The organism is Stappia sp. MMSF_3263 (genome assembly GCF_030733745.1).
Lineage (GTDB): Bacteria > Pseudomonadota > Alphaproteobacteria > Rhizobiales > Stappiaceae > Stappia.
In genome coordinates, this window is record NZ_JASHIK010000018.1 from 74,125 (window position 1) to 96,757 (window position 22,633).

At 64.1% G+C, this 22,633-nt stretch carries 22 protein-coding genes and 1 tRNA gene; 10 read left to right on the forward strand and 13 right to left on the reverse strand.

The genetic code is table 11. The annotated features are described in order from the left end of the window. Nucleotides 1-34: 34 nt before the first annotated feature. Nucleotides 35-111 (forward strand) — tRNA-Arg (locus RBB46_RS17915). A 157-nt stretch (nucleotides 112-268) separates the two neighbouring features. Here the strand turns inward: RBB46_RS17915 and RBB46_RS17920 are convergent. Then, nucleotides 269-787, reverse strand: coding sequence for a PadR family transcriptional regulator (locus RBB46_RS17920; RefSeq protein ID WP_306030384.1), 519 nt, complete (start codon nucleotides 785-787; stop codon nucleotides 269-271). An 84-nt stretch (nucleotides 788-871) separates the two neighbouring features. On the opposite strand from RBB46_RS17920, the gene RBB46_RS17925 reads away from it, so the two are divergent. Continuing rightward, the gene (locus RBB46_RS17925) at nucleotides 872-1,294 is read left to right on the forward strand and encodes a DUF6194 family protein (protein ID WP_306030385.1); all 423 of its coding nucleotides are present in this window, start codon (nucleotides 872-874) and stop codon (nucleotides 1,292-1,294) included. 104 nt (nucleotides 1,295-1,398) lie between these two features. Here the strand turns inward: RBB46_RS17925 and RBB46_RS17930 are convergent, their stop codons facing one another. Next, on the reverse strand, nucleotides 1,399-2,313 hold the full coding sequence (locus tag RBB46_RS17930; protein ID WP_306030386.1) for a LysR family transcriptional regulator: 915 nt from the start codon (nucleotides 2,311-2,313) through the stop codon (nucleotides 1,399-1,401). Nucleotides 2,314-2,444: 131 nt separating this feature from the next. Here RBB46_RS17930 and RBB46_RS17935 point away from each other — a divergent pair, with 131 nt between their 5' ends. From RBB46_RS17935 to RBB46_RS17945, 3 genes are all read left to right on the forward strand, one after another. Continuing rightward, on the forward strand, nucleotides 2,445-3,227 hold the full coding sequence (locus RBB46_RS17935) for a glutathione S-transferase family protein (protein WP_306030388.1): 783 nt from the start codon (nucleotides 2,445-2,447) through the stop codon (nucleotides 3,225-3,227). Between the two features lie 10 nt (nucleotides 3,228-3,237). After that, nucleotides 3,238-3,567, forward strand: a complete 330-nt coding sequence (locus RBB46_RS17940) for a multidrug efflux SMR transporter (protein ID WP_306030389.1) — start codon at nucleotides 3,238-3,240, stop codon at nucleotides 3,565-3,567. A 193-nt stretch (nucleotides 3,568-3,760) separates the two neighbouring features. Beyond that, entirely contained in the window at nucleotides 3,761-4,759 is a 999-nt protein-coding gene (locus tag RBB46_RS17945; protein ID WP_306030390.1) for an SRPBCC family protein, read from the forward strand. Between the two features lie 37 nt (nucleotides 4,760-4,796). On the opposite strand, the gene RBB46_RS17950 is transcribed toward RBB46_RS17945, so the two are convergent. Then, nucleotides 4,797-5,498 carry a GntR family transcriptional regulator gene (locus RBB46_RS17950; protein WP_306030391.1) on the reverse strand — a complete coding sequence of 234 codons (702 nt, stop codon included), beginning with the start codon at nucleotides 5,496-5,498 and terminating at the stop codon, nucleotides 4,797-4,799. Between the two features lie 249 nt (nucleotides 5,499-5,747). Here RBB46_RS17950 and RBB46_RS17955 point away from each other — a divergent pair, with 249 nt between their 5' ends. Next, the gene (locus RBB46_RS17955) at nucleotides 5,748-6,728 is read left to right on the forward strand and encodes a N(4)-(beta-N-acetylglucosaminyl)-L-asparaginase (RefSeq protein WP_306030392.1); all 981 of its coding nucleotides are present in this window, start codon (nucleotides 5,748-5,750) and stop codon (nucleotides 6,726-6,728) included. Nucleotides 6,729-6,805: 77 nt separating this feature from the next. Then, nucleotides 6,806-7,831 (forward strand): amino acid ABC transporter substrate-binding protein, encoded by a 1,026-nt coding sequence (locus tag RBB46_RS17960; protein WP_306030393.1) that lies wholly within the window; start codon nucleotides 6,806-6,808, stop codon nucleotides 7,829-7,831. A gap of 40 nt (nucleotides 7,832-7,871) precedes the next feature. Here the strand turns inward: RBB46_RS17960 and RBB46_RS17965 are convergent, their stop codons facing one another. Both RBB46_RS17965 and RBB46_RS17970 read right to left on the reverse strand, forming a co-directional pair. After that, the gene (locus tag RBB46_RS17965) at nucleotides 7,872-8,375 is read right to left on the reverse strand and encodes a DUF2214 domain-containing protein (protein ID WP_306030395.1); all 504 of its coding nucleotides are present in this window, start codon (nucleotides 8,373-8,375) and stop codon (nucleotides 7,872-7,874) included. A 27-nt stretch (nucleotides 8,376-8,402) separates the two neighbouring features. Beyond that, entirely contained in the window at nucleotides 8,403-8,777 is a 375-nt protein-coding gene (locus tag RBB46_RS17970) for a DUF6152 family protein (protein WP_306030396.1), read from the reverse strand. A gap of 335 nt (nucleotides 8,778-9,112) precedes the next feature. Between RBB46_RS17970 and RBB46_RS17975 the strand changes: the two genes are divergently transcribed. Beyond that, nucleotides 9,113-9,601, forward strand: coding sequence for a hypothetical protein (locus RBB46_RS17975; RefSeq protein WP_306030397.1), 489 nt, complete (start codon nucleotides 9,113-9,115; stop codon nucleotides 9,599-9,601). A gap of 54 nt (nucleotides 9,602-9,655) precedes the next feature. Then, on the forward strand, nucleotides 9,656-12,403 hold the full coding sequence (locus RBB46_RS17980; RefSeq protein ID WP_306030398.1) for a M10 family metallopeptidase C-terminal domain-containing protein: 2,748 nt from the start codon (nucleotides 9,656-9,658) through the stop codon (nucleotides 12,401-12,403). An 81-nt stretch (nucleotides 12,404-12,484) separates the two neighbouring features. Here RBB46_RS17980 and RBB46_RS17985 read toward each other — a convergent pair whose 3' ends face one another. The 7 genes from RBB46_RS17985 to hmgA all read right to left on the reverse strand — a co-directional run bounded on the left by RBB46_RS17985 (nucleotide 12,485) and on the right by hmgA (nucleotide 18,996). After that, on the reverse strand, nucleotides 12,485-13,027 hold the full coding sequence (locus RBB46_RS17985; protein WP_306030421.1) for a VOC family protein: 543 nt from the start codon (nucleotides 13,025-13,027) through the stop codon (nucleotides 12,485-12,487). 121 nt (nucleotides 13,028-13,148) lie between these two features. Then, nucleotides 13,149-13,373 (reverse strand): DUF2783 domain-containing protein, encoded by a 225-nt coding sequence (locus RBB46_RS17990; RefSeq protein WP_306030399.1) that lies wholly within the window; start codon nucleotides 13,371-13,373, stop codon nucleotides 13,149-13,151. A gap of 34 nt (nucleotides 13,374-13,407) precedes the next feature. Beyond that, nucleotides 13,408-15,036, reverse strand: coding sequence for an FAD-dependent oxidoreductase (locus tag RBB46_RS17995; protein ID WP_306030400.1), 1,629 nt, complete (start codon nucleotides 15,034-15,036; stop codon nucleotides 13,408-13,410). 61 nt (nucleotides 15,037-15,097) lie between these two features. Further along, entirely contained in the window at nucleotides 15,098-16,057 is a 960-nt protein-coding gene (locus RBB46_RS18000; protein ID WP_306030401.1) for an MBL fold metallo-hydrolase, read from the reverse strand. Between the two features lie 74 nt (nucleotides 16,058-16,131). Beyond that, nucleotides 16,132-16,674, reverse strand: coding sequence for a hypothetical protein (locus tag RBB46_RS18005; RefSeq protein ID WP_306030402.1), 543 nt, complete (start codon nucleotides 16,672-16,674; stop codon nucleotides 16,132-16,134). Next, the gene (locus tag RBB46_RS18010; protein WP_306030403.1) at nucleotides 16,667-17,677 is read right to left on the reverse strand and encodes a fumarylacetoacetate hydrolase family protein; all 1,011 of its coding nucleotides are present in this window, start codon (nucleotides 17,675-17,677) and stop codon (nucleotides 16,667-16,669) included. The genes RBB46_RS18005 and RBB46_RS18010 overlap by 8 nt, the downstream gene beginning before the upstream one ends. A gap of 5 nt (nucleotides 17,678-17,682) precedes the next feature. Then, entirely contained in the window at nucleotides 17,683-18,996 is a 1,314-nt protein-coding gene (gene hmgA, locus RBB46_RS18015; protein WP_306030404.1) for a homogentisate 1,2-dioxygenase, read from the reverse strand. A gap of 108 nt (nucleotides 18,997-19,104) precedes the next feature. On the opposite strand from hmgA, the gene RBB46_RS18020 reads away from it, so the two are divergent. Continuing rightward, on the forward strand, nucleotides 19,105-19,563 hold the full coding sequence (locus RBB46_RS18020) for a MarR family winged helix-turn-helix transcriptional regulator (protein WP_306030405.1): 459 nt from the start codon (nucleotides 19,105-19,107) through the stop codon (nucleotides 19,561-19,563). 30 nt (nucleotides 19,564-19,593) lie between these two features. Here the strand turns inward: RBB46_RS18020 and polA are convergent, their stop codons facing one another. After that, nucleotides 19,594-22,611 carry a DNA polymerase I gene (polA, locus tag RBB46_RS18025; RefSeq protein WP_306030406.1) on the reverse strand — a complete coding sequence of 1,006 codons (3,018 nt, stop codon included), beginning with the start codon at nucleotides 22,609-22,611 and terminating at the stop codon, nucleotides 19,594-19,596. Nucleotides 22,612-22,633: the final 22 nt, after the last annotated feature.

The following is a 22,633-nucleotide window of genomic DNA, read 5'->3' on the forward strand; positions in this document are numbered from 1 at the left end:
AACGCGCGGCCGCTCAGGGCGTTTTACGCCCCAGGCACCCGTAGCTCAGCTGGATAGAGCGCTGCCCTCCGAAGGCAGAGGTCACAGGTTCGAATCCTGTCGGGTGCGCCACCACTGATCGCCGCCACGGTATCCTGCTCCCGCTCAATCTACGCCACAACACCGCCGTGGATCGGCGTCCCACGACCTGTTTGGATTGGGAAGCGGAACGGCCGGTTTCGGCTGCTTTGCGATGCAAGTGGAAATGTCGTGGGTAGACGTCGCGCCGCTAGTGCTTTGCCAGAATTTTCTGCAGGCTTCCGGCGGTCGCTCTCAGGTTTTCACTCCACAGAACCAAAAGATCGCGGGTTCTAGGCGCCCCGGTTTCCGGCGGGGCCATCGCCGCCAACTTCATCAGGCGATCCGCATTCTCAGCGAGGCGGGAGGCAGTGTCGGCCAAGAGCGCGCTGCCCTCCTCCGGCAAGCAGTCAAGAAGCGCCAATCCAGCGCTCAGTTCAACAAGGTCAAAACTGGACAACGCCCCGCGCAACAGATTGAGAAACTCCTCCTCCCCGGAGGGCGTCAGCGAGAACAGGGCTTTGCCTGGGCCACGATGACCGGGCTCGTGGCCTTGCGACGAAATCAGACCCTCTTTGGCCATCTGCTGGAGCGAGTGATACACGGATCCGGAATGTAGCCGGGTCCACATCTGCACCTGCCAGTCCTCCAGGACCTGGCGGATTGCGTAGCCGTGCAATGCGCCTTTTTCCCTCATCGCGCCGAGTACCAACAATCTCACCACGTTCATGCAATTCTCTCCAAATGCGGACTAGCCAAATTTGGCTAATTCGCGTAATACAGGTAGCCAAACTTGGCTAATGGAGACCTTAACATGAGCATGTCGATCGCCGGCATCAGAAATTTTCTTGAGACAGCCCTTCCTTCCGTCACCGTCGATGACAGCACAACAGACCTGTTCTTTTTCGCCGGAGAGGCGCGGAAAATTCCTTTCGCAACCATTGTCACGCATGACAGTCCGTTCGATTCAGCGTCGAACCTGAATCGCGGGGACTTGTTTCGTCTCAATCTGGTTGCCGACAAGGAAACGTTCGAGCACCTGTTTGGCATTGGCACGCCAAAGGCACTGGACGACGCTGACTTCGATTATCAGGCGCTCGACCGGCTTTTCCCGCATCCGCTCTACGGCAAAATGTGCTGGATCAGCGTTATCAACCCGGAGACGGTCTGGGAGAGTTGCCAGGACCTTCTTGTCAAGGCCCGCCAGATCCGGGAGCTTCGACCGAACAGCTGGTAGCGGCTACCGAAGTCGCCGTTGATTCTCCTGGGAAGTGGCGTGCGAAGGTCTGCATCCGTGATATCGCGCGTTGCGTCGGCCGGCCTGTTGCCCTGGCAGTTGCATCAGCCTGCGCCGCCTTGCCCTTCGAACCTGCCGCGTTCCGCCGCAAGGCCGCTGCCGACGAGATCGAAGAATGCCCGCACCCTGGCGGTGCCCTTCAGGTCCTCGTGGGTGACAATCCACAATTCACCGGACATTTCGGCCAAGGGTGTTTCCAGGGCGCGAACCAGTTCCGGATCGCCATCGCCGAGATAGCATGGCAGCAGGGCAAGGCCGATGCCCGCTCGTGTCGCGACAAGCTGGCTGATGAGGCTGTTCGTGCGGAAAACGACGGCGGCCTCGGGCGCGGTCTCACCGATCCAGTCGGCGGCGAGAATGCCTCTGGCGGTTTCCTCCCAACCGATCACGGAATGACGGGCAAGTTCGGCAGGGCCGGAAAGAGGCCCGCCACGGGAGGCGAGATAGGTTGGCGAGCCATAGAGTGTCCAGGCAACATCCGAGAGCTTGCGGCCCCACAGGTCGCTTTCTCTCGGCCGGATTGGTCTCAGGGCGATGTCTGCTTCGCGCCGCGACAGCGACAGGATACGGTTTTCAATGACAAGCTCGACGGTGATGCCCGGATGCTCGCCGCGAAATTCGGCGAGATGCCGGGTCAGCGTCCGGTAGGCGAGCGTCTCCGAGGACGTGACGCGCAGGCGTCCGGTGAGTCGGTGGTCGCGGCCCGTGATCGCCCGGTCGAGGGCGAGCGCCTCGTCTTCCATCCGTTCTGCCGTTGTCACCATCAGCGCGCCTGCCGGTGTCGGCTCGTAGCAACCGCCGGCGAGGCGCTCGAACAGCCGCACGCCTAACCTTTCCTCCAGTGCGTTCAGGCGCCGGAAGACCGTCGAGTGATCGATGCCGAGACCGAGCGCCGCGCCGGCAAGTCCTCTTGCCCGGGCGATGGCAAGCACCACACGGAGGTCGTTCCAGTTGTCCATCTGGCATTGATAGCGGCATATGCGTTTGCAGTCATGCAAACATGATTGGCGAAAACTCAAATTCTATTGCCGGGAAGCCGGGGGTAGCGTGCCGGAACGCACTCCCTTCCCTTCTGCGAAAGGCATTCGACATGAGAACTCGTCACTCGACCGGTTCGGGCACGGACGCTCCCGACTCCGTTCCCGACCCGCAAGCAGGCGCCGCGACAGGCCGGCTTGCGCGGGGGAAACAGACATCCTTCGAACTGACGCTGGTCAGCCACCCTCTTTGCCCCTACGTGCAGCGCGCAGCGATTGCCCTGCTTGAGAAGGGCATTCCGTTCCAAAGGGTGATGATCGACCTCGATGACAAGCCGGACTGGTTCGCCGCGCTTTCGCCGCTCGGCAAGGTGCCGCTCCTGCGGGTGCCCCGACCGGATGGATCGGAGGCCGTCCTCTTCGAGAGCAATGTCATTTGCGAGTATATCGAGGAGACGGGGGCCGGCGTGAAATTGCACCCGGACGACCCGTTGGAACGCGCCCGACACCGGGCCTGGATGGATTTCGGCTCCGCCATTCTCGCCGATCTGTGGACCCTCGAGACCACGTCGGACGCGGCCGCGTATGAGACCAAGAGAAAAGCCCTTGTCGGCCGGTTCGCGCGGGTTGAGGAAACGCTTGGCCAGGGCCCCTATTTCGCCGGCGAGGCCTTTGGCCTGGTCGATGCCGTCTTTGCGCCGGTCTTCCGCTACTTTGACGTTTTCGACCGGATAACGGAGACCGGCATCTTCGACCACACACCGCGGGTGCGTGCCTGGCGGGCGGCGTTGTCGGCACGCCAAAGCGTGCGCGATGCGGTCGATGCGGATTACCCGGCACGCCTGCGGGAATTCCTGGTGCGGCACGGTGCCCACATGCTCACGCTTGCAGCATGAGGCGCGCATCATGAGCCAGACAGCAGCCTGGACAGCGCTTGTCGTTGCCGGTCTCCTTGATGTCGCCTGGGCGGTTTCCATGAAATATGCCGAGGGCTACACGCGGCCGGGCTGGAGCCTTGCCTCGCTCGTCTTCCTGGGGCTCTTCGTCTATCTCCTCGGCCGCGCGTTGGAGGCGTTGCCGGTGGGAACGGCCTATGCCGTCTGGACTGGTATAGGGGCGGCCGGAACCGTGTTCATGGGCGTCCTGCTGTTTGGCGAGACGCTCAATCCCGCTCGTGTCGGCGGTGTTGTGCTTGTCCTTGCCGGGATTGCGGCGCTCAGGTTGGCACCGGCATAACCGCAGAAGCGGAGGACGGTGCCGCTCCTTGTTCGGGCGTGATCCGGTTCCGGTTGCGTGTGCGACCGGAACCGCCTGTCGGCATACCGCCTTGCAATCGCAGGCCGCAATTCTGTAGAAGCGCTTCTGCGGTCTGGCTTTCGCCAGTTGCACGGAGATGGGCGGTTGAACACGTGCGGGAGAGCCATTCCTGATGCCGGACGACATCAAGGGTCCGGGACCCATTGCGGTTCGCACCCGTTTCGGCATCTCGATGCTGCCAGCCATTGTCTACGGCCTCCTGTTGTATCTCCTGATATGGAGCGCACCGGTCGGGGGCGGGGTATCGTTCGTTACTGGTCTCTTCCTGCTGCCGATGGGCATCGCGGCCGTGGTGTCCGCTTTCGCCGATCCACGCGCCACGGCCACCGAGTGGCATCATATCCGCAATGGCTGGTTTGTGATCGTTATCCTGCTCGTGCTCTCGGCCGTGGTCTTGGGCGAGGGGGCGGTCTGCATCGTGATCGCCACGCCGATGCTTGGTGCCGGTTCCGCCGTCGGGTCGGCCACGACCCTGTGGGTCCTGCGCCGGCTGCGGCGCCCGTCGGCCACGGGTCTCGTGATGGTGCTGCCTCTGCTGGGCCTGCCGGTCGAACAGGCCCTTGTGTTCCCGGAAAAGCAGAGTGAGGTCAGGACTGTGATCGAGATTGACGCGCCGGTGAAAACGGTGTGGCGCAACACGATCGAAATCAGGAATGTCGAGGCGTCCGAACTCCCCTTCACGTTCAGTCATGGGATCGTCGGCGTCCCGCGCCCGGAAAACGCCAGGCTGGAGGGACGTGGCGCTGGCGCCGTGCGGCACCTGCGCTGGACGCAGGGCGTGCGATTTCAGGAGGTCGTGACGGCCTGGGAGGAGAACCGCTATCTGGCCTGGGATTTCCGTTTCGGGCCTGAAGCGATTCCGGCCGCAATCGATGCCCATATCGATGTCGACAGTTCCTACCTGAAACTGGCGACCGGCCAATATCTGCTGGAGCCGCTTCCCGGCGATCGCACGCGGTTGACGCTGGCCACGCAGTATCGCATCGCCACTCCGATGAATGCTTATTGCGATTTCTGGGGATGGGTTTTCCTGAGAGACTTCCATGGCGCCGTCCTGCAGGTGATCCGCGACCGGGCCGAACGGACGGTGCTGGCCGGTAACCGGTCATGATGACCTGAAGCCTGGTTCGCGTGCCGCAGGTTTCTTTTCAGCTTCCGTCTTTCGCCGCCTCTTTGTGGCGCAATGCTTTAAGCCGGGAAATCAGCGTCCGGGCGCCAAGCAGGATATGCGTCGTCAGGTGCTCCCGGGCGCCGTCGACATCGCCTTTCCGGCACAGATCGACCAGCATCCGGTGTTCCCGGTTCATCCGCTCGCGGCCGCCGGTCAGACGGATCGGCAAGGGAAAATGCCGATAGGCATTGCGGTAGAGCTTGTGCACCAGCTCCAGCGTTCGCGGCCGGTTCGCCGGCGCGTAGAGCGCTGCGTGAAAGCGCCAGTTCAGTTCCGACCAGCTCTCGTCCCGGGGATCGCCTTCCATCTCGGCCACCAGGGCTTCCGCCCGCGCATAGTCCTGCTCGGAGAGAAGCGGCATCGACTGCTCGAGCAGCCAGGCTTCCAGCTGAGCGCGGATCTCGTAGGTCTCCTCCAGGTCGTCGATGGAGAGGCCCGAGACCACGGCTCCCTTGTGCGACACCAGGGTCACCAGCCCTTCGGCCTCCAGCTGGTGCAGTGCCTCGCGCACCGGCACACGGCTGACCCCCAGTTCGGCCGCCAGCTTTTCCTGTCGCAACTGCGTGCCTTCGGGCAAGTCGCCGCCCAGGATGCGTTCGCGCAGCAGGTCGACGATCTGGGCGCTTGTTGTCTTGCGACGCAGGGTGGCGCCGGTTTCGGAAGGGGTGGTGGATGTCATCGGCAGATCGCGTCTCGTGTCCGGTGTCCGTCGGGCAAGGCCTGCCCGCTTGTCTCGTGCCGACAATAGCAGTCTTTCCGGCGTCAAAATATTGTATCCAATTTTTATATCGAAGCGGTTGAAACGACTGCGGAAAGCCGCGTGACGAGGAAATTCTGTTGACGGAGCGCGAAACTTCGGCTTCATTGCGTTCACATAAATTGGATACAATATGCAAAAATCAGAAAAATGCACGAGAGCAACGGAAGCATGATCGTCCTGTCCAACAACGAGGGCGGCTGCGGCATTCCCGCGTCCGCCGGGATGCTGGCTGACGGCCGGTCGGCGCTCGACGCGCTCGAGGCGGGCCTGCGCCTGGTCGAAGCGGACGAGAGCGTGCGCACGGTCGGACGCGGCGGTTGGCCGAACCTGCTCGGCGAAGTAGAGCTTGATGCCTCGGTCATGGACGGAACGACGTTCCGGACCGGCGCCGTGGGCGCCCTCACCGGCTTCCTCCATCCGGTCAGCATTGCCCGCCAGGTGATGGAGCAGTTGCCGCATGAACTGCTGGTCGGCGAAGGCGCGCGCCGTTTCGCTGCCGAGATCGGTGCAGAGGCCGGCGACCTGCTGATGCCGCATGCGGAAAATGCCTGGAAGCGCTGGTTCGCGACCGAAGTCGACGAACCCGATCGCCGCGACTGGCCGAACGTTCCCATGCGCGAGCTCTGCCGCCAGGCGATCGACCCGGAGTTGGGCCGCGATACCACCGTGTTTCTCGGCCAGGACCGCAACCGCGACATCGCCGCGGCGACAAGCACTTCCGGTTGGGGCTGGAAATATCCGGGACGTCTCGGCGACAGCCCGATCATCGGGGCCGGATCCTATGCGGACAGCCGCTTTGGCGCCTGTGCCTGTACCGGCGTCGGCGAGATGAGCATTCGTGCCGGCACCTCGCGCGCCGTCGTCCTCTACATGAAGATGGGCCTTTCCGTGGAGGAGGCCGTCTACGAGGCGGTCGAGGACATGCGCCGGCTGGTCGGCGGTCTTGTCGGGCGCGTCACCATTCACGCCATCGACGCCCAGGGAAATCACAAGGTCGTCGCCGTCAACGGGCTGCCGGAGAACCACTACTGGCTCTGGTGCGAGGGCGACGCCGCTCCGCGGGCCGAACCGGTGGAGATCGTCGCCATCAGCGAGGATCCGACGCCCAGGCCGACGGCGCATGGCCGCTACGAGGTGATGAACCTCTAGCGCTTCCTCTCCACTGCCGGGAGGACGCGTCCGGCCTTTCCCCAAGCTGAAGACAAAACTCAACCGGAGGACATGGAATGGTATCGACTGGCATCAGGCTGGCTGTCGCGGTGGCGGGAACGCTGCTGCTTGGAAATGCGGCCCTTGCGAAGGGCACGCTCGACATCGTCAAGGAGCGTGGACGACTGGTCTGCGGCACCAGCACCGGCATTGCCGGGTTCAGCATGGCCGACGACAAGGGCAAATGGACCGGCCTCGACGTGGACGTCTGCCGGGCGTTGGCTGCGGCCATCTTCGACGATCCGGAAAAGGCGGATTTCGTGCCGCTGTCGAGCAAGGACCGTCTCGTGGCGCTGCAGACCGGCGAGATCGACGTGTTGCCACGCACCACCACCTGGACCCTTGGCCGGGATGCCGGGATCGGTCTCGATTTCACCGCCGTCAACTACTATGACGGCCAGGGCTTCCAGGTGCGCCGTTCGCTCGGCGTCGAGGCGATCGCGGATCTGAACGGCGCTTCGATCTGCACCGTGCAGGGCACCACGAACGAGCTGAACCTTGCCGATTATTTCCGCGTCAACGGAATGGACTATCAGCTCGTCACCTTCCAGAGCATCGATGACACGGTGAAGGCTTATGAAAGCGGGCGCTGCGATGCGTTGACGACGGACATGTCGCAGCTCGTCTCCTACCGCCTCAAGATGGCCGAGCCGGACACGCACATGCTGCTGCCCGGAGTTATCTCCAAGGAGCCGCTCGGCCCCTATGTCCGCCAGGGCGATGACGTCTGGTTCGATATTGTCCGCTGGACGGTCTTCGCGATGGTCAACGCGGAGGAGCTCGGCCTCACCCGCGCCAATGTCGACGAGATTGCCGGCTCCACCGACAATCCGGAAATCCGCCGGGTTCTCGGGCTCGAGGGTGAGTTTGGCAAGAATCTCGGCCTGACCAATGACTGGGTCGCCCGCATTGTCCGCCATGTCGGCAATTACGGCGAGTCCTTCGACCGGAACCTGGGCACCGGCAGCCCGATGCAGCTTCCGCGCGGCGTCAATGCGCTGTGGTCACAGGGCGGTATCCAGTTCGCTCCGCCGATCCGCTGATGCTCCAGGGGCGGGCGGAACGATCCGCCTGCCCCGAACATCATTCGCCCGTGAAGGCGAGCAGGCGGCCGCAGACGAGCGCGCCGCTCCAGGCAACGAGCGAGACCGCGCCGGCGAGCCTCAGCCGCCGGGGAGAAAGCCCTGCAAGCGCTGCCGCCGCGTCCGCACCCGCTTGCCGGTTTCTCGCCGCCAAGGCGTGCGTAAGCAGCGCCGATACGACGCCAAGCGTGACAAGTCCCATCTTGGCGAGAAACAGCGGTGCTGCGGCGTAGTCTGCCGGCCCGGCGAGAAACAGCAGAAGTCCCGACGACAACGCCAGCACCAATCCGGATGCAGCGCAGGGAACCAGCACCCGGGCGAGCGGCGCCAGCGGTTCTTGCCGCTGCCAGATGCCCAGGAGACGCAGGTCGAGCGGCAGGATCGAGCCGACCAGAAGCGCCAGGCCGGCGACATGTGCCGTGTTGACCAGCGCGTAACCCCAGCGCGAGACGCGCATCCATTCCGATAAAGGCAAAGTTTCGAGGAACGTGATCAGCGTCTCCATCGCACGCGTTCCTCTCGCCGGGAAGTGTCAATCCCGGCCGGGATAAAGGTCATAGGTCTTCCCGCCGATGACGATCCGCTCCGCCTTCATCAACCGGTCGCCAATATCGGCCGAGGGTTCGCCTATGAAGGCGGCCTCGACGCCGGGAGCAAGGTCGCCGTCCTTCAGCCCGGCGCGGGTGTTGCGCCAAGGCTGGCCGACCTCCACCGTCCACGTCTCGCCCTCGGCATCGACCTTCAGCACGCCGTGCGGATTGCCGAGACGTGCTTCGCGGATGATGCCGGTCAGCTCTATGTTCTTTCCGCTCGTCCAGCGCCAGCCGTGATGGGCGCCGGCTTCAAGGCCGACAGCGGCCAGGACGAAGAGACCGAGAAGACCGGCAAAGGCGCGTGAACGGATCATGACGGATACCTCACTTGTTCGTCCTGCAGGAGAGAGCGGTTGGCGCGTCGAGATGCCTGTCGTCGGTAAGCTAGGCGGAGGCTCGCATCGGTCAAGCCGCAACGCGGCGGAAGCCTGTGAAGGCGGTCTTTCAGCCGAACCCTTGACTGCGTCGACCGATACGTTGATCTTGCCAATGACAATTTGCGTGAAATTGTCTCGATCCAGGAAGCGGTTCGCGCCGGGATTGTCACGAGGTTGTTGTGACCGCCCGGGAGGGTGGAGACATTGATACAGAAGATTTGGCTTCGGCAGTCCGCGTTGCGGGACGATTGGAAATTGCAGCGAGACCGGCAGTGATCCTGAACAACCCTGTAGTGATCCTGTCGTCTTTCGCAGTGGCACTGGCGATGTCCTCACTGGCAGTGGCTCTGCCGGCCGGAAAACTGGTAGCCGCGGGATCGGGGACAATGGCAGAAGCTTCAGGATCGCAGACGACCCAGGCGGGACGCTCGGCTCGACCGATTGTCGTTTCCTGCAATGCCGGGAATGAAGACTGGAGAGGCGCCGCATGCCGCGCGCTCAAGGCCGGTCTGGAGCGCAGGTGGGCCGTCGCCCTTGCAAAGGGTGACGAAGCGGAAGCTGGCGCGTATCTTGCGGTCGATATCGAATGGCTGCGGGTCGAGCCGACCTTCCTGCTGGCGCGTCTTGTCTGGCGAGTGGATGGCGGCGCGCCGCAGGTGGGACCGGAGATCGAGGTTTCGGTCAATGACCGGGATGTGACGGAAAGCGATGCCGAGCATCTGGCTGAAACGCTTGTGAAGATGACGCCATTGCCGCTTTGAACGGGCGCGGCCGGCTTGGTGACGACTTGGCGATTTTGACGGGAGAGCGGGATTATGTGCGAGCTTTGCGCGATGGTCGGGCCGGAGACGGCCAAGGAAGTCAACGGTTTCGAGTGTGCCGCACCGGGTGTCGGGCCGGAGGGGGATCTGGCGGCAATCACCGAGACTGGCGATGCACCGGCCAACACTTCGACATCCTATTCGATGTCCGCGGGCGACACGTTCTCCGGTAGTCTGGGCTTTGCCGGTGATCGCGACTGGGTGCAGATCACTGTGACCGGCGGCTCCGCCGTTCAAGTTTCGATGAACGGAGTTTCTCTCAGCGATCCTTATCTGCGCCTTTACGATTCTTCGGGCAATTACATTTCCTATAATGACGACATCGATACGTCCGGCGGCAACTACAATTCGTCGCTCTGGCTGCAGGTGGCCGAGACGACCACATTCTATGTCGCGGCGGGCTCGTATAATGACAGCGGCTCCGGCACCTATCAGCTATATGCAACGAATCAAACGCCCCTGCCGACCTATAACAACGACCAGATCGCCCTGTATCTGACCAACGGCTACTGGACCGACACGGGCCGTTCGCAGCGCTCCTTCAATGTCGGCGGCGATAATGCGATCGATGTCAACATCACAGCGTTGACGGCCGACGGCCAGTTCCTTGCGACCAACGCCCTGCTCGCCTGGACCAACGTCACCGGCATCACCTTCAACTTCGTCACGAGCGGCGGCGAGATCGTCTTCGACGACAACCAGTCCGGCGCCTCCAACAGCTCGACGACCAGCGGCAACACGATCCTCGAATCCCGCGTCAACGTCTCGACGTCGTGGCTGACCAACAGCGGCACGACGATCGACAGCTATTCCTTCCAGACCTATATCCACGAGATCGGCCATGCGCTCGGCCTTGGCCATGGCGGCAACTACAACAGTTCCGCGACCTACGGTCTGGACACCCACTACGCCAACGACTCGTGGCAGGCCACGGTCATGTCCTATTTCGACCAGACCGAGAACACCTCGATCACCGCGACGCGCGCCTATATCGTGACGCCGATGATCGCCGACATCATCGCGATCCAGAACCTCTATGGCACGCCCACGACAATCCGCACCGGCAACACGACCTATGGCGAGAACTCCAATGCCGGCGGCTATCTCGACACACTGCTCTCGGCGTCCACAAACGCGATTGCGCTGACGATCCATGACAATGGCGGCTTCGACACGCTCGATTTCGGCACCCAGACGGCCGCCCAGCTGATCGACCTGCGGCCGGAATCGATCTCCAATGTCGGAGGCCTCGTCGGCAACCTGTCGATCGCCCGCGGCACGATCATCGAGAATGCTATCGGCGGATCGGGCAATGACACGATTCACGGCAACAGCACTCACAACCTCATCTACGGCAATGGCGGCACGGACACGGCGGTCATCCATGCGGCCCAGTCGGCGATCACCGGCACCTATCGCTTTGCCGAGGCGGTCGTCTTTGCTACCTCGCAGGGCAACGACGTCTTCTTCGACATCGAGAACGTCCAGTTCAACGACGGAACCGTCTCGGGCGTCGCCTCGGCCTCGGACTGGTCGATCCTCATGTATGCCGCATCGCATGTGGATCTGCTAACCGGTCTCGGCACGAACCAGCATGAGCTGTTCCTGCATTTTGCCAACTACGGCATCGCGGAAGGCCGGCAGATCAATTTTGACGTTTGGGGCTATATTGCTTCATATACCGATCTGATTACCGGTATTGGCATTGATTCTACTGCCGGGGCTTCCCACTATATATCAACAGGATATTCTGGCGGGCGTCAGGTTACATTTAACGGGCTGAATTACATTGCATCGAATACCGATCTGATTGGTGTTTTTGGTGCAAACGCAAGCGGCGGCGCCTACCACTACGTCGCAAGTGGCTATTCGGAAGGTCGCCAGCTGACCTTCAATGCGCTTGAATACATCGCTTCGCACAGTGACCTGCGGTCCGTGTTCGGGACTGACCAAGTTGGCGGCACGGTGCACTATATCAATTCGGGTTTCTCTGAAGGCCGTACCACAACATTCGACGCCAGGCTGTACCTGGGCGCCTACGCGGATTTGCGGGTCGATTTTGGCCAGGACCGTGACGCCGCCGCCGCTCACTATATTCAGTACGGTGCCGCGGAAGGGCGCAGCGATGCGGCTTTCAGCGCTCTCGTATACGTTGCTTCGTACGCCGATCTGATTCCCGTGTACGGCACGAACACGACGGCTGCCATCCAGCACTATCTCAACTACGGCTTCAGCGAAGGCCGAAGCGCCAATTTTGACGCCTACGCCTATATCGCTTCGCACGCGGATTTGATCACAGCTCTAGGTGCCAACTCGGAAGCCGGCGCAGCTCACTTTATTCAGGCTGGTTTCAACGAGGGCCGGGCGACGACATTCGATCCGTTGGCCTATATCAACGCGGCTTCAAACTCGGATTTGCTGCCTGTGTTCAGCAACAATCTGGTTGGGGCCACCATCCATTACATCCAGTATGGCTTCAATGAAGGCCGGGCGACCTCGGCCGAGGAGCCGGTCGTCAAGATGGCGGAACTCGGTGAGGACGATGTGTTCGCCTTCGACGGCAGCGACATGGCGCATTCCAACATGGACGGTGCGGACCAGCCCGACGACCCGTTTGTTTTCGATGCCAAGGCCGACGACACGTCCACGGATCCGTTCGACGGTCAGCTGGACACCGACTTCGACTTCGCCGCAATCCCGAACGTTCTGGAACTCGGACCGGGCGACTTCGCCCATATCTGATCGGGTTCCGCTTGAAGCCAAGGCATCCAGCATAAGACGGCGCGGGTTTCCCGCGCCGTCTTCCTTTTTGCGGGCCGGTTCTCAGGCCTTGCCGAGTTCCTTAGCGTGCAGCCAGGCCGCGTGCTGGGGCGCGCGTTTGGTCTTCGACCACTCCTCCAGCATGTCCCATTTCACCGCGTCGAGCTTTTCCAGCATCGCGTCCTCGGCCGGGTCCGGGCAGGCCAGTTCGATGCGATGGCCGTTCGGGTCGAAGAAATAGATCGAGTGGAAGATCGAGTGATCGGTGACGCCGAGCACCTCGATACCGTTCTTCTCCAGCCGCTCCTTGTAGGCGACCAGCGTGTCGCGGTCCTTCACCTTGAAGGCGATGTGCTGGACCCAGACCGGCGTGTTGGGGTCCCGGCCCATCTCCGGCTTGGTGGGCAGCTCGAAGAAGGCGAGAACGTTGCCCGCGCCGGCGTCGAGAAAGACGTGCATGTAGGGGTCCGGCTCATGGGTCGAGGGCACGCTGTCCTCCGCGATGGCCAGCACGAACCCCATGTTCAGGTTGTCGACATACCAGTTCACCGTCTCCTTCGCGTCCTTGCAGCGATAGGCGACGTGATGGATCCGTTCGATCTTCAGCTCCGGTTGGGCAGTCATTGCGGGCACTCCCGTTTTCATCGTTGAAACGGAACGCCCCGTCCGCGTTCGGCAGGGTCGCAGCAGCCACGGGCCCCTCAGCCGCAGGCTGCCGCGGTAAGGCTCAAGTCTTTGGCGCGCCTTGCAGTCTGGCGGCGGCAAAGGCAGCGCGCAGCACCTCGCGGTCGCCGATATGGTTGGCCAGCACCAGAACCAGGCGGGCGTTCAGCGCTTCGCTGTCCTCGCGCGACAGCCCCTCGTGCAGCGCGATCAGCTCGGCATAGAAGCCGTCGGGAGCGGGAAGGTTGGGGCCAAGCCGCAGGCCCGTCTCGTGGGTGGTTTCGCTCATCTTGCGTTTCCTTGCGTTCCGGCGGTTCGAGCCGTTATCCCCGCCCGGCGTTGTCGCTTCGTGCGGTGGCAATCCGCAGCGCCTTCGTCACCTCGCCGGCGTCGAATGTCTCCCAGCGGGCCGCCACATGCTGGTCGGGGCGCATCAGGTAGACGGCGCTTTTCGCCTCGCCGAGATAGCGCGCGGCCAGCGCGCCGGTCGGGTCGTTGGCGGCCGACAGCGCCACCCGCTCGACCGGAATGCCGTCGATCGTCAGCGTGGCAGGTGCTTCGTTGTCGATGGTCACCAGCTGGAAGCGGTCGCCCAGCCGGTCGAGCAGCCAGCCACCGGCAACCGGCGCGTCGCTCGCCGGGGCGCCCGGCCGTGTGCGCACCGGCATTGCCGCGCAGTCCGGGCCATTGAGCGGCGAGCCGTCATAGGTCGCCGGCAGCGACAGGCGGCCGGAATTGACCAGCGGCCGCGCGAAGGCGTGATGCTCGGCCAGCTCCAGCACCGCGTCACGAAAGACGCGGCTGGCATGGCTCTTTGGCGTGATGAAGTCGGTCGAGCGCGATGAGTTCAGGATGTTCTCGTCCGCGGCGAAGACCCGCTCCTCGTCGTAGCTGTCGAGCAGGCTTTCCGGTGCCGTGCCGTCGACCACAAGCTTCAGCTTCCAGGCGAGATTGTCCGTGTCCTGGAAGCCGGAATTGGCGCCGCGCGCGCCGAAGGGGGAGACCTGGTGTGCCGCATCGCCGGCGAAGATCACCCGGCCATGGCGGAACTTCTCCATGCGCCGACACTGGAATGTGTAGATCGACACCCATTCGAGCTCGAACTCGACCTCCTCGCCGAGCATCGCCTTCAGTTTCTCGCGCACCCGCGCCGGGTTCTTCTCCGCCTCCCGGTCGATGTCCCAGCCGAGTTGCAGGTCGATGCGCCAGACGTCGTCGGGCTGCCGGTGCAGCAGCGCCGACTGGCCCTTGTTGAACGGCGGGTCGAACCAGAACCAGCGCTCGGTCGGGAAGTCCGCCTTCATGACGACGTCGGCGATGAGGAAATTGTCCTCGAAGATCCGGCCCTGGAAGTCGAGCCCCATCATGGTGCGGGTCGGCGAGCCGGCCCCGTCGCAGGCAATCAGCCAGTCGGCCATGATCCGGTAGGGGCCGTCCGGCGTCTCCACCGTGAGCTTGACGCCGTCCTCCTGCGGCTCGACGGCGCTTACCCGGTTGCCGCCGCGCAGCTCCAGCAGCCCGGTGTCGCGGCCGATCTCCAGCGCCCGTTCGACCAGATACTGCTCCAGGTAATATTGCTGCAGGTTGATGAAGGCCGGCCGCTTGTGCCCGCCCTCGGGAAGGAGGTTGAAGTCGTAGACCTTGCGCTCGTCGAAGAACACCTTGCCGAGGTTCCACACGACGCCCTTGTCGACCATCTTCTGGCCGCAGCCGAGCCGGTCGAGGATCTCCAGCGGGCGCTTGGCAAAGCAGATCGCCCGCGAGCCCCAGCTGACCTTGTCGTTCTCGTCGAGTACCAGAACGGAGATACCCTGCTGCGCCAGGTCGATTGCCGTGGCAAGCCCCACCGGCCCGGCGCCGAGCACGACGACGGCATGGCGCACCGGCCGGCCGGCATCCTGGTCGGACGAGCGGACGTAGGGGTAAAGCGGGGTCTCGAAGATCTTTGTCATGCGGCCTCCCGAAATGCGGGCCGCCGGGTGCGAAGTTGCTGCCCGCCCGGCGGTCTGGAATTCACCCCTGCAGCGCGTCCCACATGTCCTTGTCGCGTTGTGCCGTCCAGATGCGCGGCGTGTCGATGCCCTGCGCCTCGTCATAGGCGCGCGCCACGTTGAACGGCAGGCAGTGCTCGTAGATCGCGTAGGGTGAGAACTTCGGATCGCATGCGGCGCGGGCCGCGTCCCAGGCTTCCTTCAGCGATCCGCCGCGCGTTGCCACCTGCGCCACCGGGCGGAAGGTCGAGGTGACGAAATCGGCGGTGGCATCGAGCGCCGCGTTGACCATCTCCTTGCCAATGAGCGCATCGCCCCGGCCCGGCGCGATGGCGTCGACGTCGAAGCTGCGGATGCGCTCCAGCGTTGCCGGCCAATCGCGGAAATGACCGTCGCCGCAATAGCAGGCGGAGTGGTATTCGACGATATCGCCGGTGAACATGACGTTCTCGTCCGGCACGTGGATGACGATGTCACCGGCGGTATGCGCCCGGCCGAGGAACATCAGGTCCACCCGGCGCTTGCCCAGAAAGACGCTCATTCTGTCGGTGAAGGTGGTGGTCGGCCAGGTCAGCGGGGGGATGTCGGCGACATTGTCGTAGCCCTGGAACAGGCGCGGGAAGCGCATGAACTCGGATTCCCGGTCCTCCGCACCGCGTTCGGCCATCATCGAGCGGGCCTTGTCGCTCATGATGATCGTCGGTGCCTCGTAGGCGGCGGCGCCCAGAACGCGCACGGCGTGGTAATGGGTCAGCACCAGATGGCTGATCGGCTTGTCGGTGACCTCGCGCACTTTCTCGATCACCTTGCCGGCCAGGCGCGGCGTTGCCTGCGCCTCGACGATCATCACGCTGTCGTCGCCGATGATCACCCCGGTGTTGGGATCGCCCTCTGCGGTGAATGCCCACAGATCCCGGCCCACTTCGGTGAAGGAGATCTTCTTTTCGGCGAGGTCGCCCTGCGAGGCAAAGGCCTTGGCCATGGTTTCGCTCCTGTCTTGTCGCGCCCCTGCGGGAACGGTTCGTCCGTTCGCCCTGAAGGTGCGGCGTTTCTCGTTTATTGCGCTGCGATCGTGTCGAGTTCGGCCTTCAGCGAGGCGTAGCCGTCAGCGTCCGATCCGGTGAGGATGTCGTCGATGACATCGCGTCCGTTTTCCGTCACCACCTCGAAGCGGACTTCCGAAACCTGCCGGAATTCCGGTGCGTCGCCAAAGCAGGCGGTGGAGACGAAGCGTGCCGTCACCAGCGTGCGTCCGGCGGCGGTGCGTTCGGGTTTGATGGCGAGCCCCTGCAACGGACAGCCGTCCTGGGCGTTGACGATCACGTCATAGCCAAACAGCGATGCGTTCTCGTCATCGCCGGGAGAGGCGGCCGCCGCCCGGTAGCGGGTGACGAAATCCGCGCTGAACAGGCGCGGCAGTCGCTCGTCGGTGAAGATCTCTTCATAGGGCGTGCCGTCGTCGGCCCAGTTGTCCTCGGTCACCTTCATCACCTCGGCCACCGGATCGACGGGGTCGGCAAGAGCGGACGGTACGCCGGTCATGGCCGCTGCGGCCAGCAGCAGCGCGAAACGGATCGGGCCTGGCTGGTGCCTAGTCATGCTTTTCGACCACCTGCTCGATCGCGCCGAAGATCGAATGCCCGGACGCATCGAGCATCTCGATCCGCACCGTGTCGCCGAAGCGCATGAAGGGCGTCTTCGCCGCGCCGGTCTCGATCGTTTCGATCATGCGGATCTCGGCGATGCAGGAGTAGCCGACCCCGCCCTCGGCGACCGGCTTGCCCGGTCCGCCGTCGAGCTTGTTGGAGACCGTGCCAGAGCCGATGATCGTTCCGGCGCCAAGTGGCCGCGTCTTCGCCGCATGGGCGATGAGTGTGGGGAAGTCGAAGGTCATGTCGATGCCGGCATTGGCGCGGCCAAAGGGCGCGCCGTTGAGATCGACATGGAGCGGCAGATGAAGCTTGCCGCCATCCCAGGCGGTTCCCAGTTCGTCCGGCGTCACCGTCACCGGCGAGAAGGCGGAGGAGGGTTTCGACTGGAAGAAGCCGAAACCCTTGCCGAGTTCGGCCGGGATCAACCCGCGCAGCGAGACATCGTTGACCAGCATGACGAGCCGGATCGCGGCCGCCGCTTCCTCGCGGCTCGCCCTCATCGGCACGTCGCCGGTGACGACGGCGATCTCGCCCTCCATGTCGATGCCATAGGCCTCGTCCGCCATGCGGATCGGGTCGCGCGGGGCGAGAAAGCTGTCGGAACCGCCCTGATACATCAGCGGGTCGGTCCAGAAGCTTGCCGGCATCTCGGCGCCGCGCGCCTTGCGTACCAGCTCCACGTGATTGACGTAGGCCGAGCCGTCCGCCCACTGGTAGGCGCGCGGCAGCGGCGACAGCGCATCGTGCTCATGGAAGCGCAAGGACGGCACCGCGTCGTGCTCGAGGCTCTCGGCAAGTGTTGCGAGTTTCGGCTGGACGTTGCTCCAGTCGTCGAGTGCCGCCTGCAGGGTCGGCGCAATGTGACCGGCCTCGGTGCAGCGGGTGAGCGCGCGGTTGACGAGGACGAGCTTGCCGTCGCGGCTGCCGTCACGAAGTGTTGCGAGTTTCATTGCACCTAGTCCCAGTTGCCGTCGATCGTGCCGTCGAAGCGCTTCTTCAGCTCCGCCCAGCAGTCGAGGTAAGTGTCCTGAAGGGTATCGAGGTCGGCAGCGTAGCGGGTCAGGTGCTGCGGGAAGCGCGTCTCGAACATGAAGGCCATCGTGCCGGTCAGTTTCTCCGGCTTCAGCTCGCTGGTCGAGGCCTTCTCGAAACCGGTCGCATCAGGCCCGTGCGGCAGCATCATGTTGTGCAGGCTCATGCCGCCGGGCACGAAACCCTCCTCCTTGGCATCGTAGCGGCCGTAGATCAGGCCCATGAACTCCGACATGATGTTGCGGTGATACCAGGGCGGGCGGAACGAGTGCTCGGCCACCATCCAGCGCTCGGGGAAGATGACGAAGTCGATATTGGCCGTCCCCTCCTCGCCCGAGGGTGCGGTCAGGACCGTGAAGATCGACGGGTCGGGATGGTCGAACAGGATCGCGCCAACCGGGGAATAGGTGGTCAGGTCGTATTTGTAGGGCGCGTAGTTGCCGTGCCAGGCGACCACGTCGAGCGGCGAGGCCTCGAGCTGCGTTTCGTGGAAGCCGCCGCACCACTTGACCACGAGGCGGCAGGGGCCCTCCTTGTCCTCGTACCAGGCGACCGGCGTCTTGAAGTCGCGCGGATTGGCAAGGCAGTTGGCGCCGATCGGGCCGCGATCCGGCAGGGTGAACTTGGCGCCGTAATTCTCGCAGACATAGCCGCGCGCCGTCTCATCGAGCAGGGTGACGCGGAAGATCATGCCGCGCGGGATCACGCAGATCTCCTTCGGCACGACATCCATCACGCCGAGCTCCGTCGCGACCCGGATGCCGCCGTCCTGCGGCACGATCAGCAACTCGCCGTCGGCATTGAAGAAATACTCGTCGAGCATGTCGGCATTGGCGACATAGACATGTGTCGCCATGCCCGTCTGGGTGTGGACGTCGCCAGCGGTCGTCATCGTCCGCATGCCGGCAAGGAAGCTGGTGGGCTCGGCCGGCACCGGCACCGGGTCCCAGCGCAACTGGCCGAGCGGCAGCGTGTGGTCGCCGATATTCGGCGCGCTCTTCCAATGCGGCAGGGAAAGCCCGGAGAAGCGGCCTGAATGCTTGACCGAAGGCCGGATACGGTAGAGCCAGGAGCGCTCGTTGGTGCCTCGCGGTGCGGTGAAGGGCGACCCGGACAGCTGCTCGGCATAGAGCCCGTAGGGCGCGCGCTGCGGCGAGTTTTGCCCTTGCGGCAGGGCTCCGGGCAGCGCTTCCGTCTCGAAATCATTGCCGAAGCCCGGCATGTAGGAAAACGTCACGTCCGATCCCTCCTGATCCAGACAGTCGATAGTTGCATGTGTAACTGTTTTGTCCGAAACTATCAACGTGTCAATCTTCGCGATAGCCGATATCGACCGAGGTCCCGGATGAAAGCTTCGCTGCCGCTGGAGGAGTTCCTGCCCTACCGGCTGGTGCGCGCCTCCGAGCTCGTCAGCCGCCGTTTCGCCGCGCGCTACCAGGCGGCCTACGGCATCAGCCGGCCGGAATGGCGCACCTTCGCCATTCTCGGCCAGCTCGGTCACACGACGGCAACGGAGATCGGCCGCCGTTCGACCATGCACAAGACCAAGGTGAGCCGGGCGGTGGCGGCGCTGGAAAAGCGCGGCTGGCTGTCACGCCGGGCGGATGCCGCCGACCGGCGCATCGAACATCTGGAGCTGACGGCGTCGGGAGCCGCGGTCTATGCGGAGCTTGCCGCCATGGCGCGCGATTTCCAGGCGGCCCTGCGCGAGGAGATCGGCGAGGTGGCCGCCGCCGCCCTGGAGGCCGGCCTGGCCGCGGTGGAGGCGCGCTACACCTCCTGCGAGGCGCCCGAGGAGGACTGACCTGCCGGAACGGGCCGGTTCACCCTGTCCTCAATGCGCCTCGTCCCAGTTGTCGGCGGCGCGCGCGTCCACATGGAGGGGCACCGTAAGCTGCACCGCCGGTTCCGCCGCGCCTTCCATCACCTCGCGCACCAGGGCGATCGTTGCATCGATCTCGCCCTCCGGCACCTCGAAGATCAACTCGTCATGCACCTGCAGCAGCATACGCGCGGCAAGCTTCGAGGCGTTGAGCCGGTCTTCCATGCGGATCATCGCCCGGCGCAGGATGTCGGCGGCCGAACCCTGGATCGGCGCGTTGATCGCGGCCCGCTCGTAGAAGGCGCGGTGGTTCGGGTTCGACGTGTTGACTTCCGGGTAATGGGCGTGCCGGCCGAAGATCGTCGTCACGTAACCATTGGCATGGACGAATTTCTTCGTCTCTTCCATGTAGTCGCGAATGCCCGGGAAGCGCTTGAAATAGGTGGAGATATATTCGGCCGCCTCGCCGCGCGGAATGCTCAGCTGAGCCGCCAGGCCGAAGGCCGAGATGCCGTAGATGATGCCGAAATTGATCGCCTTGGCGCGCCGCCGCACCATCGGGTCCATGCCTTCGATCGGCACGCCGAACATTTCGGACGCGGTCATCGCGTGAATGTCGAGCCCCTCGGCGAAAGCCTGCTTCAGCTGGCCGATATCGGCCATGTGGGCCAGCACCCTGAGCTCGATCTGGCTGTAGTCGGCCGACACCAGCTTGTGGCCCTTCTCGGCGATGAAGGCCTTGCGGATCTTGCGGCCCGCCTCGGTGCGCACGGGAATGTTCTGCAGGTTCGGCTCGGACGAGGACAGCCGCCCGGTCGTCGTCGCCGCCAGCGCATAGGACGTGTGCACCCGCTTCGTCTCAGGGTTCACATAGCCCGGCAGCGCGTCGGAATAAGTGGACTTCAGCTTGGCGAGCTGGCGCCAGTCGACGATCCGCGCCGGCAGGTCGTGGCCTTCGGCGGCGAGGTCGTCGAGCACCGAGACCGAGGTCGACCAGGCGCCGGTCTTGGTCTTCTTGCCGCCGGGCAGGCCCATCTTGCCGAACAGGATGTCGCCGAGCTGTTTCGGCGAGCCGATGTTGAAGCTCTCGCCGGCCAGTTCGTGGATCTCGCTTTCCAGTGCCGCCATGCCCTGCGCGAAGTCGCCTGAAAGCCGCGACAGCATCTGCCGGTCGATGGAGATGCCGCGCATTTCCATGCGCGCCAGCACCGGCACCATCGGCCGTTCCAGCCGCTCGTAGACGGTGGCCTTGCGCTCCGCCGCGAGCCGGGGCTTGAGCACCTGCCACAGGCGCAGCGTCACATCCGCGTCCTCCGCCGCATAGGCACTGGCCTTGTCGATCGGCACCTTGTCGAAGGTGATCATCGACTTGCCGGACCCGGCCACCTCCTTGAAGGGGATCGGCGTGTGGCCGAGCCAGCGCTCGGCAAGCGCGTCCATGCCGTTGCCGCCCTTGCCGGCGTCGAGCGTGTAGGACAGCAGCATCGTGTCGTCGAACGGGGCGACCTCGATGTCGTGGCGTTTCAGCACCAGCCAGTCGTATTTGAGGTTCTGCGCGATCTTGAGGACGCCGGGATCCTCCAGCAGTGGCTTCAGGATGGCCATCGCCTCGGCGCGCGGGATCTGCCCCTCGACGAGATCGCCGCCGCCAAGCAGATCGCCCTCGCCGTCCACATGGGCGAGCGGGATGTAGCAGGCCTTGCCGGGGGCGGTCGCCAGCGACACGCCGACCAGTTCGGCCTGCATCGCATCGAGCGAGGTCGTCTCCGTGTCGACCGCCACGTGGCCGGCTTCCCGAGCCTCCGCCACCCAGGCCTTCAGCCGCTCGACATCGCGCACGGTTTCATAGGTCGAGGCATCGATTGGCACGGCTGTAGCGGTCGTCGCTGCTGCGGCTGCAACGGCCTCCGCCGTCCACCCGCCGCTGCCCGCCGGTGTTGCCGTTGTGGCGGGAGACGAGGCCGGGGTGGCTGTTGTCGCGCCGCTTGCACCAGTTGCTGCACCGCCTGCCGTCGGCGCGCCCGCCATCATCCGGCCCTTGCCGTCCGGTTCGTGCCATCCGCGAATGGTGAGCGCCGCCGGTTCGACGGTGTCCGCATCGGTTCCGGTCGTCTCCGCGATGCGCCGGGTCAGTGTCGTGAATTCCATCGCCTTGAGGAAGGCAAGCGTCCGCGATCCGTCCAGCTCGGTGACGGCCAGCGCCTGCGCCGGCAGTTCGACCGGCACGTCGTCCTTCAGCGTCACCAGTTTCCTGGAAACGCGCGCCTGGTCGGCGAAGGCGATGAGGTTCTCCCGGCGCTTGGTCTGCTTGATCGTGTCGGCCTTGGCAAGCAGGGCCTCCAGGTCGCCGAATTCGTTGATCAGGAGCGCTGCTGTCTTCAGGCCGATGCCCGGCACGCCGGGAACGTTGTCGACGCTGTCGCCGGCCAGTGACTGCACCTCGATCACCTTGTCCGGACCGACGCCGAATTTCTCGAACACCTCGTCCACGCCGAAGACCTTGTTCTTCATCGTGTCGATCATGCCGACGCGCGGCCCGATCAGCTGCATCAGGTCCTTGTCGCCGGACACGATGGTGACCCTTGCGCCGTCCGCCGCAGCTGATCTCGCATAGGTGGCGATCAGGTCGTCGGCCTCGAAGCCTTCCTGCTCGATGCAATGCACGCAAAAGGCCCGCGTAGCCTCGCGGATCAGGCCGAATTGCGGGATCAGGTCCTCCGGCGGCTCGGGGCGCTGGGCCTTGTATTCGGGATAGATCTCGTTTCGGAACGTCTTCGCCGAATGGTCGAAGATCACCGCCATGTGGGTCGGTTCGTCGCCCTTTTCCGGCGTCAGCCCCTCCTGCAGCAGCTTCCACAGCATGTTGCAGAAGCCCGACACGGCGCCGACCGGCAGCCCGTCCGACTTGCGCGTGAGCGGTGGCAGCGCGTGATAGGCGCGGAAGATGAAGGTGGAACCGTCGACCAGGATGAGATGATCGTCGGCGGCGAGGGCGGCGGAGGGAGCATCGTTCGACATGGCGCGGATCATGCCCGCGATGCGCGTGCGAGAA

Coding starts and splice junctions, on each gene's coding strand:
- RBB46_RS17920 (WP_306030384.1), bottom strand. CDS start 787: ATGAACGTGGTGAGATTGTTGGTACTCGGCGCGATGAGGGAAAAAGGC.
- RBB46_RS17925 (WP_306030385.1), top strand. CDS start 872: ATGAGCATGTCGATCGCCGGCATCAGAAATTTTCTTGAGACAGCCCTT.
- RBB46_RS17930 (WP_306030386.1), bottom strand. CDS start 2,313: ATGGACAACTGGAACGACCTCCGTGTGGTGCTTGCCATCGCCCGGGCA.
- RBB46_RS17935 (WP_306030388.1), top strand. CDS start 2,445: ATGAGAACTCGTCACTCGACCGGTTCGGGCACGGACGCTCCCGACTCC.
- RBB46_RS17940 (WP_306030389.1), top strand. CDS start 3,238: ATGAGCCAGACAGCAGCCTGGACAGCGCTTGTCGTTGCCGGTCTCCTT.
- RBB46_RS17945 (WP_306030390.1), top strand. CDS start 3,761: ATGCCGGACGACATCAAGGGTCCGGGACCCATTGCGGTTCGCACCCGT.
- RBB46_RS17950 (WP_306030391.1), bottom strand. CDS start 5,498: ATGACATCCACCACCCCTTCCGAAACCGGCGCCACCCTGCGTCGCAAG.
- RBB46_RS17955 (WP_306030392.1), top strand. CDS start 5,748: ATGATCGTCCTGTCCAACAACGAGGGCGGCTGCGGCATTCCCGCGTCC.
- RBB46_RS17960 (WP_306030393.1), top strand. CDS start 6,806: ATGGTATCGACTGGCATCAGGCTGGCTGTCGCGGTGGCGGGAACGCTG.
- RBB46_RS17965 (WP_306030395.1), bottom strand. CDS start 8,375: ATGGAGACGCTGATCACGTTCCTCGAAACTTTGCCTTTATCGGAATGG.
- RBB46_RS17970 (WP_306030396.1), bottom strand. CDS start 8,777: ATGATCCGTTCACGCGCCTTTGCCGGTCTTCTCGGTCTCTTCGTCCTG.
- RBB46_RS17980 (WP_306030398.1), top strand. CDS start 9,656: ATGTGCGAGCTTTGCGCGATGGTCGGGCCGGAGACGGCCAAGGAAGTC.
- RBB46_RS17990 (WP_306030399.1), bottom strand. CDS start 13,373: ATGAGCGAAACCACCCACGAGACGGGCCTGCGGCTTGGCCCCAACCTT.
- RBB46_RS17995 (WP_306030400.1), bottom strand. CDS start 15,036: ATGACAAAGATCTTCGAGACCCCGCTTTACCCCTACGTCCGCTCGTCC.
- RBB46_RS18000 (WP_306030401.1), bottom strand. CDS start 16,057: ATGGCCAAGGCCTTTGCCTCGCAGGGCGACCTCGCCGAAAAGAAGATC.
- RBB46_RS18005 (WP_306030402.1), bottom strand. CDS start 16,674: ATGACTAGGCACCAGCCAGGCCCGATCCGTTTCGCGCTGCTGCTGGCC.
- RBB46_RS18010 (WP_306030403.1), bottom strand. CDS start 17,677: ATGAAACTCGCAACACTTCGTGACGGCAGCCGCGACGGCAAGCTCGTC.
- RBB46_RS18020 (WP_306030405.1), top strand. CDS start 19,105: ATGAAAGCTTCGCTGCCGCTGGAGGAGTTCCTGCCCTACCGGCTGGTG.
- polA (WP_306030406.1), bottom strand. CDS start 22,611: ATGATCCGCGCCATGTCGAACGATGCTCCCTCCGCCGCCCTCGCCGCC.